Annotated in this window: 14 protein-coding genes and 3 pseudogenes; 11 read left to right on the top strand and 6 right to left on the bottom strand. The window is 59.8% G+C overall.

Annotated elements, in window-relative coordinates:
• The first annotated feature begins 71 nt into the window (after positions 1 to 71).
• Positions 72 to 524, top strand: a complete 453-nt coding sequence (locus tag BLV07_RS42995; protein ID WP_091898619.1) for a hypothetical protein — start codon at positions 72 to 74, stop codon at positions 522 to 524.
• Here BLV07_RS42995 and BLV07_RS49450 read toward each other — a convergent pair.
• On the bottom strand, positions 521 to 1,579 hold the full coding sequence (locus BLV07_RS49450; RefSeq protein WP_349525675.1) for an adenylate/guanylate cyclase domain-containing protein: 1,059 nt from the start codon (positions 1,577 to 1,579) through the stop codon (positions 521 to 523). The genes BLV07_RS42995 and BLV07_RS49450 overlap by 4 nt on opposite strands.
• 191 nt (positions 1,580 to 1,770) lie before the next feature.
• A complete protein-coding gene (locus BLV07_RS43005; RefSeq protein WP_091898621.1) occupies positions 1,771 to 1,968 on the bottom strand; it encodes a hypothetical protein in 198 nt (65 codons plus the stop codon).
• A gap of 509 nt (positions 1,969 to 2,477) precedes the next feature.
• Between BLV07_RS43005 and BLV07_RS43010 the strand changes: the two genes are divergently transcribed.
• From BLV07_RS43010 to BLV07_RS43020, 3 genes are all read left to right on the top strand, one after another.
• Positions 2,478 to 2,675, top strand: a complete 198-nt coding sequence (locus tag BLV07_RS43010) for a hypothetical protein (protein ID WP_091898623.1) — start codon at positions 2,478 to 2,480, stop codon at positions 2,673 to 2,675.
• Positions 2,676 to 2,814: 139 nt separating this feature from the next.
• Entirely contained in the window at positions 2,815 to 3,015 is a 201-nt protein-coding gene (locus BLV07_RS49455) for a hypothetical protein (protein WP_091898625.1), read from the top strand.
• Between the two features lie 20 nt (positions 3,016 to 3,035).
• Positions 3,036 to 3,443 carry a hypothetical protein gene (locus BLV07_RS43020; RefSeq protein ID WP_091898664.1) on the top strand — a complete coding sequence of 136 codons (408 nt, stop codon included), beginning with the start codon at positions 3,036 to 3,038 and terminating at the stop codon, positions 3,441 to 3,443.
• A gap of 85 nt (positions 3,444 to 3,528) precedes the next feature.
• Here the strand turns inward: BLV07_RS43020 and BLV07_RS43025 are convergent.
• A pseudogene (locus BLV07_RS43025) lies at positions 3,529 to 3,762 on the bottom strand (transposase); the annotation flags it as partial.
• Between the two features lie 79 nt (positions 3,763 to 3,841).
• The gene (locus BLV07_RS49460; protein ID WP_091898627.1) at positions 3,842 to 4,042 is read right to left on the bottom strand and encodes a hypothetical protein; all 201 of its coding nucleotides are present in this window, start codon (positions 4,040 to 4,042) and stop codon (positions 3,842 to 3,844) included.
• Between the two features lie 360 nt (positions 4,043 to 4,402).
• On the opposite strand from BLV07_RS49460, the pseudogene BLV07_RS43035 reads away from it, so the two are divergent.
• Together BLV07_RS43035 and BLV07_RS49465 are read left to right on the top strand one after the other, a co-directional pair.
• Positions 4,403 to 4,648: pseudogene (locus BLV07_RS43035) on the top strand (IS481 family transposase); the annotation flags it as partial.
• Between the two features lie 162 nt (positions 4,649 to 4,810).
• Positions 4,811 to 5,087: pseudogene (locus tag BLV07_RS49465) on the top strand (PAS domain-containing protein); the annotation flags it as partial.
• A gap of 461 nt (positions 5,088 to 5,548) precedes the next feature.
• On the opposite strand, the gene BLV07_RS43045 reads toward BLV07_RS49465, so the two are convergent.
• Positions 5,549 to 6,289 carry an alpha/beta fold hydrolase gene (locus BLV07_RS43045; protein WP_210187857.1) on the bottom strand — a complete coding sequence of 247 codons (741 nt, stop codon included), beginning with the start codon at positions 6,287 to 6,289 and terminating at the stop codon, positions 5,549 to 5,551.
• Positions 6,290 to 6,922: 633 nt separating this feature from the next.
• Between BLV07_RS43045 and BLV07_RS43050 the strand changes: the two genes are divergently transcribed.
• From BLV07_RS43050 to BLV07_RS43070, 5 genes are all read left to right on the top strand, one after another.
• Entirely contained in the window at positions 6,923 to 7,210 is a 288-nt protein-coding gene (locus BLV07_RS43050; RefSeq protein WP_091898630.1) for a hypothetical protein, read from the top strand.
• 38 nt (positions 7,211 to 7,248) lie between these two features.
• Positions 7,249 to 8,925, top strand: coding sequence for a methyl-accepting chemotaxis protein (locus BLV07_RS43055; RefSeq protein WP_091898632.1), 1,677 nt, complete (start codon positions 7,249 to 7,251; stop codon positions 8,923 to 8,925).
• Between the two features lie 104 nt (positions 8,926 to 9,029).
• Positions 9,030 to 9,317 carry a hypothetical protein gene (locus BLV07_RS43060; RefSeq protein ID WP_091898634.1) on the top strand — a complete coding sequence of 96 codons (288 nt, stop codon included), beginning with the start codon at positions 9,030 to 9,032 and terminating at the stop codon, positions 9,315 to 9,317.
• 333 nt (positions 9,318 to 9,650) lie between these two features.
• Positions 9,651 to 10,676 (top strand): cytochrome-c peroxidase, encoded by a 1,026-nt coding sequence (locus tag BLV07_RS43065; RefSeq protein ID WP_091898636.1) that lies wholly within the window; start codon positions 9,651 to 9,653, stop codon positions 10,674 to 10,676.
• Positions 10,677 to 11,107: 431 nt separating this feature from the next.
• Positions 11,108 to 12,169, top strand: a complete 1,062-nt coding sequence (locus BLV07_RS43070) for a hypothetical protein (RefSeq protein ID WP_091898638.1) — start codon at positions 11,108 to 11,110, stop codon at positions 12,167 to 12,169.
• 5 nt (positions 12,170 to 12,174) lie between these two features.
• Here BLV07_RS43070 and BLV07_RS43075 read toward each other — a convergent pair whose 3' ends face one another.
• On the bottom strand, positions 12,175 to 12,531 hold the full coding sequence (locus BLV07_RS43075) for a methylamine utilization protein (protein WP_091898640.1): 357 nt from the start codon (positions 12,529 to 12,531) through the stop codon (positions 12,175 to 12,177).
• Positions 12,532 to 12,652: the final 121 nt, after the last annotated feature.

Here is a 12,652-nt window from a genome sequence, read left to right on the forward strand (position 1 = left end):
GTCCTGCCATTCCAAGTGGCGCTGGGAGAGCGTATCATGACCCGATGATCCGCTGAACCTGGGAGGCAATCATGCAGTTCAGGAGCACCGGGCTATTGTTGCTCGGCGCGATAGCGCTTCCTGCCTCCGGGACCGCACAAACCACCGCCGCTCCTCCGGCAATTACACGAACAGTGATCGCAGCAACCAAACTGCCGACCGTCACCGACGCGCCAGTCCATTTCAAAGCGGTGAGCGTCACCCTGCAGCCGGACGAGAGGAGCAGCGTCGCGGCGGCCAGCGGCATACTCTATCAGATGTCAGGATCGACCGAGGTCGCGCTTGATGGCGAGGTCAAAATGCTCAATGCCGGAGAAGGGCTGTTCATCGCCGGCGGAAAGGCCGCCGCCCTGACGGCGGGCAGTGGAGCGCCGTCAACTTTTCTCCACTTCTTTCTTGTCCCCGCTGGAGAATTGGGGCGCCCTGAGACGGCGCCTGCAGTCGTGAGAGAATTGTACCGCACAGCGAGCCCGATCGCCGACTAAGCTGCACAACCGTCTCTACGACGCGACGCCGTTGCTCGCTTTCGATTTGCTGGAGTTCGAAGGCAGGATCTGCGCGCGTTGTCGCTGCGCGACGGAAGCTGCGGCTGAAGAAACCTGGTTGGCCGGAACCGCGACGGCCTGCAGTACGTCGTTTTCCTGGAAGGAGATGGTGCCGAGATTTGGGCCTCAAGGGCGTGTCCAAGCGCGCACACAGTCCCTACGGGGCGGGCCGGTCGAGCGCCTAGCTGAAAATCAAGAACCGCCGCCATCCTTCGATCGGACGCGTGCTCGAGGCGTTCGAGTGGTTGGGGGAGGTCGCGAGCGGACGCTATCTGTTCATGCGCTTGCCGCAAAGAGGTCCCAGCCCCGGGCAGGCCCTTGAGCTCGTGCGCTCCGCGGTCGGAGAACCTCAACCCGGCACCCGCGACGAGGTCGGTGACTACTCGCGAGACAAGAACTTCGTCTGGCCCAGCTTGCGCCATCACACGAGCGGCCGCGTGGACGGCGATGCCGTCGATATCTCCTCCATCGCGGAGTTCGATTTCGCCGGTATGGAGCCCCGCCCGCACGGGCAAGCCCAAGCGCCTCGTTGTGGCTTCGAATGCCAGTGCGCAGCGGATCGCCCGTCCAGGTCCGTCGAAGGTCGCGAGGATTCCATCGCCGGTTGTCTTGACCAAGTTTCCTCGATGCTGCACCACGATGCGCTGGGCCGCTTGGTCGTGTTCATCGAGCATCCGACGCCACGCCTGATCGCCCATCTCCGCCGCCCGCCGTGTCGAATCAACGATATCGGCAAACAGGACGGTCGCCAGCACGCGGTCGAAATCCGGCGCGGTCGCCTCTCTGTGACCGGTGACGAACTCCTCGATGTCGCCGCACAGGCGAGGCCGGTCGCCTGGAAAGATCAGATGATCGCTGCAATCCGCATATGCCACGAATTTGGCGCCCGGGAATCTGCGACGCCAAGAACTTGCCGTTCTCGATCGACATAACGTCGGCCTGGCGGTGCAGCACCAGGGTCGGCACGCGGATCGCCGGAAGGATGGTCCGCACATCGATCTCAATGTTGTACCGGGCCGCCATCTTGAGAGCGCCCGGGCTGAAGGCCAAGCGCTCCAGCTTGGCGTACTGTCGGGCGACTTCGTGCAGCGGCCCGGAAAGATCCTGCGGCCGGGCTCGGACTCGCGCGCCGGCTGATGCCCCGCGCCGTTGCAGGCGTCGCAGACCTCTGCTGGGCTGCCCCTCCTCAAGCTTCGCCGGACCCGGCGGAGAGCGTCGAGGGCGGGGTGGTGCGCGGCGGCGGCAGCGGCTTGGCGTTTCCTGCAGGTTTGCTCTTGGCGTCGTATCTCTTGGCCAAATCGAGCAGCCGTCTGCGTGTGAACGGGTCTGCCTTCTCCGCCAGGTCTCGTGCGCGCTGCGCGAAGCCCCTGTAGAACTCTTCCATGACGCCACCCCGCAACATCACGTTAGCCCGATCTTCAGTGGTCGGTGGGGCTCACGTCAAGACATCGCTTGTGCCCGCGCGGCAAACGGCACTAGGCTGACCGCGGCGGGGGAACTCAAATGTCGCTGCTGCACCCTATCCAGAGGCCGTGCCCTCACTGCGGGCGGCTGACGAAGCTCTTGGGCGACGAGGCGGCCAGAGGCGGGGAGCGCTACGTTTGCCCGATTGCGACGACGATCCGCTGCACGATCCCGCCGCCCGGAAGTGGGTGGAAGGCCCGCCGCGGCCGACGAAATAGCGGTCCGGAAGGAATCAGTCCCGGCTCTCTTAACGAGCGCCGAGGCCGATTGTCCGCTTACGATGCCGAGGCGACCCGCGGGACCCGCCGGCATCGAACTTGCCGGCGGAGCCGCTCTTCGGAATCGACTCCATGGTCGCGGTCGCTCCCGGACGCCTGAGGCGTCGACCGGTTTCAGGTGCTGGGGTCCGATCGGCGAGGTCTGCGCGCCGTGTCTTTCGGCCTCCAGCAGCGCCAGTTCGCGCCTGCTGGTGGCCAGCAGTCCTTCGAGCGTCCGCTGCAGAACGGGGTCGCTCGTCTCCGACATCAGCCTTTCGAAATTTGCGATGTTCTGCTCGCAGATGAATTTCTTCATGTGTTCGGCGCTGAACTGGGTGCGGCGGTCATTGCGTGCACGGCACTGGCATAAGGTATCATGCGACCTTGGCAAGGGACACGCAATTTCGGGGCTATTGCCAAGTCCACCCCGAAATGTAGAGTTCGGGGGTTTTTAATACTCTTGAATTCGACGCCGCAGCGATTGCGATTCTTCTTTTTGGGGGTCTCCCATGTTGGATCCTGCTACGACTGCGCTTCTGCGCGCAGTCTTGGACGAGGTCTGCGAAAAGGTTTCCCGGACCGAAACAGGCGCTCGCGCGCACGTGGCTTCGAAGATCCTGGAAGCCGCTACCCGAGGCGAGACGTCCCTGGACAGCCTCAAGCAAGTCGGCCGCGAGGCTCTCTCTGAAGCGCCGACCATGTGGCGCTAGGTCCCGAGCGGGGGCTAAGGGTGAATTTCCAGGTCACGGTGCTGAAGATACTGGTTAGCTACCCCGACGGCTTCGCCGTGATGGCCGACCTCAAGCGCGACATGGCAATTCTTGCTACCAGCGGACGCGACTGGGCTGAGCGAACCAAGCGCTTGGGCGCGCGCATCCCGGATCTGGACATCTTCTCGCAAGCGCTCGTCGAGCGCCTGAACGGCGGGTGGCGCATTACCCAAAAGGGGCGGGCGGTTCTCGAACTTATGGAAGGTCGTCCTCGAGATCCGGAGCCTGCGGCCGAGGAAACTCCGTCGGACCGGCCCGGCCCCGCAACCCCGGCATCGCGGCTTCCGGCGCAAAGGGGGCGGCGGCGGCGCGACCACCGACAGCGCCGGCGGATCGCCCGTGAAGGAGTTCGGGCGGACGCCTCCTGAGATTGCACGAGCAAAGCGCCGCCGCGATCGAGGCTGTCAATCGGCGTTCAAATTTGGCTCTGACGCAATTTTGGTGCAGCTCCGATTATTCTGCGCCGATTAGTCTGGCTTGAAGCAGATCGATTTTCCCGCGACCGTACATTTGACGTCTAACGAGCTTGAGGCGCGTGATCTGACCTTCAGTCTGCCCGTTGGACCAGGGCGAAGTGATCGCCGCCCGCACTGCCGCCTCATCCTTGGCGACGCCATTGGCGAACGAAGCGACGAGACTGGCCCGGGCTCGCTTGATCCATGGGGTAAGTCCCGCCTCAACCTTGCGCCGGACCGGATGACGGCTTGCTTCGCGTGATCGAATGGAGATTACACATGGATAACGCAGGCCGCCGACGTACTCGACGCTAGATCATCCCCTTCTTGATTGCCCGCAAGCTACGGACGTAATAGCCTTGTCTTTGAACGGCTGACCTGATCTCGTCGCTGACTTTGAAAACTCTTTGTCTGCTCTTACGCCACTTGTGCCTACAGTTGAGCACGGGGATCGCAGAGCCTTTGCTCAGGACGAGCAAGTCGCATTTATCATTGCGGTAGACATCAAACATCTCTCACCCCCGCTGATCGTATTGAAGTAAGAACATCAAGTATTTTTCGGCCTCGACCAATCAGCTTAGTATCTCGTGTGTCTGCGCGGGTTGTAAATGTGCAACGCCCCGCCACTTCTGCTTCACCACGTTCCGGATTGGGAACGAACTGATGCAAGTCCGGCAGACTGTGAATTGCGGGGGAAATGCTGGCGCAGCCGCACGATCAACTCAGGTTTCTGTTTGTATGTTGATCGCCTTTCACGCCAACTCTGCTCTTGATCAATACGAGCTGGCGGTCCGATGAGATCGTTGCCGCCTGCGACGGTGATCTGCGCGGTGCGCTTAGAGCGTGATGCTCCTGAATGAACAGCTAAGGGGCAGCATACACTACTGCCGCTCGATGATTGCCTCTATGCGCTACAACCGGCCATCCCGCATTTGACGTGGTCATCCCTGCATCGCTGCCTTCAGCGCCATGGCATCAGCCGATTGCCGGAGACCGAAGGCAGCGAGCCTTCGAAGAAAAAGTTCAGGGCTTATCCGATGGGCTATCTCCACATCGGCATCGCTGAGCTCGAGACCGCTGAAGGCAAGCTCTACCTCTATGTCGCCATCGATCGCACCAGGGGTCCGAGGGTTGGATGGTCTACGATCGGCAGCGAAAGGGACCGGCAATGGTTGAGACCAGGCCAGCGGTCAATCTGACGAAGGAACAAGCCAACCACATCGAGCGGACGCTGATGGCGGGAGTGGGAAGGCAAGCGTTCAAGTTGAATAGCGCCCGACATCACATACGCGAACGACGTATTTCTCCGCGTCGCGAAATACCGGTTGGAGGACCTGATCGGTGCACCGCATAACGTGATCCGTCATCCGGACATGCCGCGATGTGTGTTCAAGCTGTTGTGGGATACCATAGAGGCGAAGAGGGAGGTCTTCGCTTACGTAGTGAACCTCGCGTCGGACGGGGATCACTATTGGGTCTTCGCGCACGTGACGCCTACCTTCGAATCATCAGCACAACATCGTGGGATTCCACTCGAACGGGCGCAAGCCGGACCGCACGAGGTGGCCCGCTCCCATCGCCGATAGTAGAAAGCCGAGCCGATGGCGCGTCCCCTGCGCTCGCAAACGCCGCTGCGAAATGAGCAGCGCCGCAGTGCCCGCTATGAACTCCCGCCGCTTCATTCGATCCTCATCGCAAGAGGACGACCGGACGCAGAGTATCACGTTTTCGACGGTCGCACCGGCCGCGTGTGCAAATGCGGCGTCGCAAATGCGGCGCGCACGACCTTGGGTCAGTAGCGCCCATGAGACAAACGAGAACAGACGACCGGTCTACCGCTGATAACCGACGTGACGCGGCTTGAGCGTTCGGCCCACCGCTGATTCAGCGAAGGTTGGCTCGCTACTCAGTTCAGAAGCTGACCATCGCTGTTGCTTGCCGATTAGGCGGGGAAACGCCAGCGAAGATGTGGCCCACAGATAAATTCGGCTCTGCGCTCAAAAGACAGGAAGAAGGGACTAGCGCGTCAGACCCGTCTCATACCGAAGAAGGCGCTCGGTCAGCCCTTCAGCATTCGACAATGCGACGAGGTGGCCACCTGGAATTTCCTCCACCTCCTTTCCGAGCCTTTCACGCGCAACACGCCGTTGAAATTCAATCGGGAAAAAGCGATCGTCTCTTCCCGCAAGAACATGAATGGGGATGTCGGGCCAGCGCTCAAAGCGGCAGGGCTCGCCGAAAACGGTCTCGGCTTCCTCGCGTGGTCGTTCTGGACCGGTGCGCAGCACGTCCTGCGGCACGTCGTGCAGAAAGTACGTTCCCGCATCGAACTCCGTCGCATAGCCGCGGCGCGCCGCGGCTTGTTCTCGCGCTTCGATCGCTCCTGTTGCGCCCCACCATGCACCGGCGGTCTCGCCGGGCTTTGGGATCATCGCGTTGACGAACACGACCATCCGCACGGGCGCACGCGCGCAAACAAGGGGCACCGTGAAGCCCGCAAGCGACTGAGCGACGAGAATAACGTCACTTCGTTCCACGATCGCGTGGATGACGATGTCCGCATACGCTGCGAGACCGGCATGCTGGTCATCGCCCGGTAGATCGACCGCGATGGGTTCGTGCCCCGCTGCGCGAATAAGCGGGACCGCACGGTGCCAATACCAAGCCATGCCGCCCGCCCCGGGGACAAGGACGAATGCTGTCATATGAGTTCTCCTCCGTTGTCGCGGGATTAGTTGCACAACGTCCTTGGCTTGCATGATCAAAATTGAACTTGGAATCACGTTGGTTCGTTCCCAAACTAGAACCGAGGGACCAGGCTGGTTGTCGGCTCAGGGCATGAGCGGCAAAACTCCAATTGAGCATATTGCGTTCGCTTTCGGACGGATGGCGACCAGGCCTCTCCCTGGCGAGCCAAGTCGAGCGTGCCCGTCACACGACGCCTCGCCGCCCTCCAAAAGGCCGCCAGCTATCTCGAGCTCGGATTGAGAGCACCATCGGCCGAACTGACCGGCCATGCTGGCGCTTCCCATGTTGGGCCTCCGGATGCGCCATTGCGCATTGGCTATGTTGTAAACGGAGGACAGCGATAGATATGAACGCCTGGTCGCCTGCCTCGCTGGAGCGGCGTCCGACAAGTCAACACCTGACCTCGCTCGACGCGCCACACGCATCGAGCCCGAACAAAATTCCGTCAGGGCGATCAGTGCGGTCCTCGAGGTCCCTTTGTTCTCTGCGACACGGCGCCACATACCTCATGGTTGCGTGATACCATCGACACACGAGAAAATACCGGGTGAGTAAGAAGCCATTAATTATTCGAAGACAAGGATCGGACAATTTTAGATTGATTTGCGCAATGCATTTTCAGCATTGGGTCGGTGGAGACCGCAATGTCAAACGTGTTGAATTTTACGAGGCCGAGCCGCGTATCCGAGCAACCGAGTCCCAGCCGCGATCCGACGCCGGATCGCCAACCATTCTCGCAGGTCGAAGTTTTGCACATGAATGCAACGCTGGAAATTGCCGGCGCCATCACCCTGCTGGAAGCGACTCACCTGCGAATACGCAAGATGGCCGCAGAGATCGCAAATCCGTCAATCAAGGCAAAGCTGCAAGGTGATCTGAGACTGATCGAGCAAATGCTTGAACTTGCCAAGTCGAAAGCGTCCGCCATTTAGAATTCCTGTTTTTCATTCCAATTTGGAAAGCCATTGCAATGCTCACGAACATAAAGATCGCCGGCCGCCTTATGATTGGTTTCGGCTTACTCCTGGTCTTGACGGCCGCGATCGGCGGGTACTCGATCCACGCCTCCTACAACGCGAATGACGCTTTCGCAGTGGTGATCAGACAAAAAAATCACGTTGCCGACGACGAGCGCATAGAAAAGCGTGTCTTCGAGGCGCGCATGCATGTTTGGCTGGCTCTGGGTACCGGTGACCAGTCGCATTGGGAAAGGGCCGCCGATGCTTATAAGAAGGCGCTCGCACGACTCGATGGGCTCATTGCCGACACAAAGGGTGCCGCCCGCCTGATTGGGGTCAAGGAGTTGAAAGCGGCGGTCGAAGACAACCAAGCTAAGGCGCTCAGGCTGAGGGAGTTCAAAGGAAGAAACACCGCCCTGGACACCGATGAAGCGAAGTCCGCAGTCGGTGCGGCGCTTGCGGCAGGGGCCAAGATCGAAACCATTGCGGAGCCACTCGCCGAGGATTACGAGAATGCGGCGCAAGCGACAGTATCAAGGGCGGAAGAAGATCTTGTCACAGCCATCAAAATGGCCTCGGTCCTCGGCGTTCTGAGTGTGCTGATTGGGATCGCTCTCTCGGTGCTAACGTCACGCAGCATCAGCAAGCCGATTCGAACGCTGACCGCCTCGATGTTAGAGCTTTCCAACGGAAATTTTGATGTTGTGCTTCCTGGTCTTGGTCGCCGAGACGAAATTGGCGCAATTGCCAGTGCCGTTGAACGCTTCAAACTGAGGGCGGCCGAAAAGGCACGAGCCGAAGCCGAGGCCAAAGCCGCACAGGATCACATCGCCGCCGAGCAGCGGAAGGCGGATATGCGCGAGCTCGCCAATGCGTTTGAAGCGGCCGTCGGCGAGATTGTCGAAACCGTCTCCGCTGCGTCCACCGAGCTCGAGGCTTCCGCCGGGTCGCTGACGAAAACCGCCGATTCGACCCAGCATCAATCCAGCGGAGTCGCATCAGCATCCGAGCAGGCGTCAGCGAGCGTGCAGTCGGTCGCTTCGGCCACCGAAGAAATGGCGGCTTCGGTCAACGAGATCAGCCGGCAAGTGCAAGAATCAGCGCGAATTGCTGGTGAAGCGGTGCGCCAAGCGGAGAACGCTGACGAACGAGTCCATACGCTTTCGCAGGCCGCAAGCAGGATAGGAACTGTCGTCGAGATCATCAATACGATCGCCGGACAAACCAACCTTCTCGCCTTGAATGCGACGATCGAAGCGGCTCGCGCTGGCGAAGCTGGTCGCGGATTTGCGGTCGTTGCGTCAGAGGTAAAAACGCTGGCCGAACAGACCGCCAAAGCAACCAAGGAAATCAGCGATCAGATCGTCGGAATCCAATCTTCCACCCGCGAGTCCGTTGCGAGCCTCAAGGAAGTCAGCGGCGTCATCAAGCGGATCTCCGAGATCTGTTCGACGATCGCCGCGGCGGTCGAGGAGCAGGGCGCGGCGAACCAGGAGATTACGCGCAAACAGCAGGCCGCAATCGGGGTTACTGAGGTCGCCTCGAACATCGCCGAGGTGAACCGGGGCGCTGGAGAAACGGGCACCGCCTCTACCCAGGTTCTTGCCGCGGCGAAATTGTTATCGCAGGACAGCAGTCGTTTGAAGCTGGAAGTACAGAAGTTTCTAGCTAATGTGCGGGCAGCTTAGTCAGCAGCGAATATTGAAGCACCTGGCTCGCGGGCTTTAGCAGAATAGTGCAGCCGCCCTTTACACTAAAATGCATCCAACGTGGGACGGGAAGGTATTTAGCAATGACTGAAGTCATTCAATTCAAACCCAAGAGCCCCAAATCCGCCGACGAGAACATCGCGGTAATCGCATCGCGATACCCGGATCTCGCCGATGCCATGCGCCATTTCGCTCGTATTAAGAGCCTCTCGAGGGAGATGTTGACCGTCGCGCTCAATCAGCTCGACGACGCAGCTCGCTCAACGCGAGAGGCATCAACGTCTTCCTCAGAAACGTCTGCTCTGCACGAGCAATTGGACATGTTCTTGTCGATGCTCGTGCAGCTTCGCACTACAATCGATCGACTGTGAGCGGGCAAGTGTCGTTGCCGACTTTCCTCGCATCGAGGAGTGTAAAGGCGGGTCTTAGATGCAGAGAGGTTGATCGTGCTCTAACCCCGGAGCATTCAGGGTAGTGAGCTGCCTGGATCGGTCGGACTGCTCACGCAGTCGATCAGTTGACCCAAGTCGGGCAGGGTCGGGGAGGACTAATGGCCGGATGGAGCCTAATAGTCGCGCAGTCGCGCAGGGGGGCAGAAGCCGATCGGGGCAGTGGCGCCTTTCGACGCCACTGGGCACTGGGCCATTAAGGTTTCGTTGACCAAGTTGTTCATATAACAAGCGGTTATACTCTTGAGGAAGCCGATGAAGGTCTGGGTCAGCCTGGCTTTGCTTGCGGCGCTCGTGCCGCTTGGGCCGCGCTTTGGCGCGACGGCCGCTGAGTCATCCGGCGACGCCACGGCGATGCGCGCAAGCTACCGGCGACCAGCGGTGATTCCTTTCCCGGATGGCAATCCTTACTCCGCGCCAAAAGCAGCTCTTGGCAAGATGTTGTTCTTTGATCCGCTGCTCTCGAGGTCCCGAACCGTTTCCTGTGCGACCTGCCATAATCCGTCGCTGTCGTGGGGCGATGGCCTTGCGCGTGCTGTCGGGGAGGACCCGAAAGGCCTTCCGTTGCGTGCACCCACTCTGATCGATGTGGCGTTCACCGAGCCGCTGGGCTGGGACGGGAAGTTCAAGGATATTGAATCGGTCACGTTTGGTCCGATCACGGGGCGGGCCAACATGAATCTGACGGAATCGGAGGTGATTGATCGGCTATCCGCCAGCCCGGCTTATGTCGATGCGTTCGCGAGCGCGTACGGAGATGGCGCCGTTACCCGTCGCAGGATCGAAGCTGCCTTGGCGACCTTTCAACGCACCATTGTCGCTGAGGAGTCCCCGTTCGACCGCTGGATCATGGGCGAGGAAACCGCAATCAGCGCGGCGGCCAAACGCGGGTTTGAGATCTTCAACGGCAAAGCGCGGTGCTCAAACTGCCACAGCGGGCCATCTTTTACAGACGGATCGTTTCAGGATATCGGCACTGCACAAGGTGACAATATAGGACGCGGCCAGCTGTTTCCGACATCACAAAAGCTCCGGTACGCGTTCAAGACGCCGACCTTGCGCAACGTCGCGCAGCGTGCCCCCTACATGCACGACGGATCGATCGCAACGCTCGAAGACGTCATCGAACTCTATGATCGGGGTGGTATTGATCGTCCAAGCCGGTCGCCATCAATCCGACCTCTGTTTCTGACCGCAAAAGAAAAGGCGGACTTGGTCGCCTTTCTGCAGACGCTCAGTGCCACGTCCACAGCGACTCCCGTTCCCGATTTGCCGCGCTGACACTGTCCCGATCGTCCTTCTGAGCTGCCTCAGCAAAGGTGCGGCAATGCCGATCCGAGCAGGCCAAAGCCGAGGACAACAAGGGCGCCCGTCCAAGACTCCAGAGTTTCACTGCGGACTGCGAAGCGCTCTGCGTGGCGGACCAGTAGCGAGCCTACTGCCTCACGCGCCAGATCAAATGCTCTGAACATGGACTGCTCCAGCCATCGTTTTGTTCGATGTTCAGTACGACAGCGAGATTGAGGGCTCGTCCTCGAAATCTGTAAAATTTGAAAGGACTTGTCGGGGCCTTTGACCGCTTGAATCGGCCCGCGCTGGTCCCATTAACCACCAAACAGCCAGCGGTTGTTGCGGCGGTCCCAAACCTTAAAATATATGCTAAGGTGAATAAATCGTTAAAGCTGTGCTTTCCAAAACGGGCGGTTTTTCAAATGTTCAGTTCGTGGGCGCGGGATGCCATATCGGCATCTCGGGCCGTTTCCTTGCTCTCGAAGTCCGTCGCCGCATTTTCCTTCTGGATCGTGGGGACTCAAGCTGCCAGCGCCCATGTCAAATGGTTCTGTGCGTACGATGCCGCCGGACAGCCGCGGGGCCTTGAGAACGTCCTGTGCCGGGATTTTGAGCTGCTCCTCGGAGTCGCCTTGCTCTGGTTTTTTTCCGGCTGCGTGGTGGAACGCACGTCCTTGGGCGAACTGCTGGTCCGCTCCATCAACCGCGTCACGGAAGGCTTGCGGCTGCACACCGAGGTGATGATCCGCGCGGTCTGCGGCTTTTTCTTTATCTCGCTCTGGGCGGTCGGCGGTATCATCCTGACCCCCGAACTGAAGACATCGTCGCCTCAGGTGGGACTTCTTCAACTTGCCATCGCTGCCGGCCTGCTGTCGCGCCGCACGATGCCGTTCTCGGCGGCGGGAATCGTGGTGTTGTTCGGGCTTGCCGTCCGCGATTACGGCACGTTTCATCTGGCCGATTACCCGATCTTTCTGGGCCTTGCGGCCTATCTTGCTCTCACGGGATTGCAAAAGGATTTGTTCGGCGTTCCGCCGCTCGATGTCGTGCGCTATGCCACCGCCGTTACTCTGATGTGGGCGTCAGTGGAGAAGTGGGCCTATCCGGAATGGAGCTTTCCGCTTCTGATCGAGCACCCCGGCATCACGCTTGGATTCGACAATGAGTTCTATATGCGGGCCGCAGGCATGGTCGAGTTCACGCTTGCCTTTGCCTTGGCTTGGACGCCGCTGGTCAGGCGGCTTGCGGCCACCATGCTGCTCGGCATGTTCATCAGCGCGTGCTTCGAATTCGGCTGGCTTGATGTGATCGGGCACTCGGCGATTATTGTCGTCCTGGTTGCGATTCTTGCCGACAACCGCCCGAGAGAAGCCGAGTATCGCGCCCCGTGGCTCGCTCCCGCCGGACTATGTGCGGCGCTGACCGTGACGCTGTTCACCTATTACGTCGGTCACGCCGCGATGTTCAACACCTCGATACTCTAGGGTCTCTACTTGGTGACATGCACGCCAAGCTTCATTTTGGGATGAATGCCGCACAGGACCGTGTAGTCACCCGCCACGGAAAAGACGACGTCGAATTGGCTGCCCGGCTTTTGATCACCGCTGTCGAACTCGAACGTCTCCGCGCTCAAATAGGCATGATGCAAGAGCTCGCCATCGTCGTTAACGAACCGTAAAGTCTCGCCGCGTTTGATAATGATCTCTCGCGGCCTGAATTCGCGATCCCTTTGCGAGATCGTATAGGGATTTGCGCCTAGCGCGACTCCTGTGAGGAGTCCCCCTACAATGGTGACTGTGATTCCGAGGCCGAACTTCCCTGCGCGCAATGGTGCCAGCCTTTCCATTACTTCAACCCCGCTGAAAACATCTATTTTACCAAAAATTCGAACCAGCTCGGATCTTCCGCCAGCGCAACTACTCCATAGTTATCACAGGTTGATCTTAACGATTTCCGCATCCCTTCCA

This window comes from Bradyrhizobium sp. Rc2d (assembly GCF_900099855.1).
Lineage (GTDB): Bacteria > Pseudomonadota > Alphaproteobacteria > Rhizobiales > Xanthobacteraceae > Bradyrhizobium.

Bases quoted from the DNA above. Each gene is read 5' to 3' on its own strand.
- BLV07_RS42995 (WP_091898619.1), top strand. From the start codon at position 72: ATGCAGTTCAGGAGCACCGGGCTATTGTTGCTCGGCGCGATAGCGCTT.
- BLV07_RS49450 (WP_349525675.1), bottom strand. From the start codon at position 1,579: ATGTGCGGACCATCCTTCCGGCGATCCGCGTGCCGACCCTGGTGCTGC.
- BLV07_RS43005 (WP_091898621.1), bottom strand. From the start codon at position 1,968: ATGGAAGAGTTCTACAGGGGCTTCGCGCAGCGCGCACGAGACCTGGCG.
- BLV07_RS49455 (WP_091898625.1), top strand. From the start codon at position 2,815: ATGTTGGATCCTGCTACGACTGCGCTTCTGCGCGCAGTCTTGGACGAG.
- BLV07_RS49460 (WP_091898627.1), bottom strand. From the start codon at position 4,042: ATGTTTGATGTCTACCGCAATGATAAATGCGACTTGCTCGTCCTGAGC.
- BLV07_RS43045 (WP_210187857.1), bottom strand. From the start codon at position 6,289: ATGCAAGCCAAGGACGTTGTGCAACTAATCCCGCGACAACGGAGGAGA.
- BLV07_RS43050 (WP_091898630.1), top strand. From the start codon at position 6,923: ATGTCAAACGTGTTGAATTTTACGAGGCCGAGCCGCGTATCCGAGCAA.
- BLV07_RS43055 (WP_091898632.1), top strand. From the start codon at position 7,249: ATGCTCACGAACATAAAGATCGCCGGCCGCCTTATGATTGGTTTCGGC.
- BLV07_RS43060 (WP_091898634.1), top strand. From the start codon at position 9,030: ATGACTGAAGTCATTCAATTCAAACCCAAGAGCCCCAAATCCGCCGAC.
- BLV07_RS43065 (WP_091898636.1), top strand. From the start codon at position 9,651: ATGAAGGTCTGGGTCAGCCTGGCTTTGCTTGCGGCGCTCGTGCCGCTT.
- BLV07_RS43070 (WP_091898638.1), top strand. From the start codon at position 11,108: ATGTTCAGTTCGTGGGCGCGGGATGCCATATCGGCATCTCGGGCCGTT.
- BLV07_RS43075 (WP_091898640.1), bottom strand. From the start codon at position 12,531: ATGGAAAGGCTGGCACCATTGCGCGCAGGGAAGTTCGGCCTCGGAATC.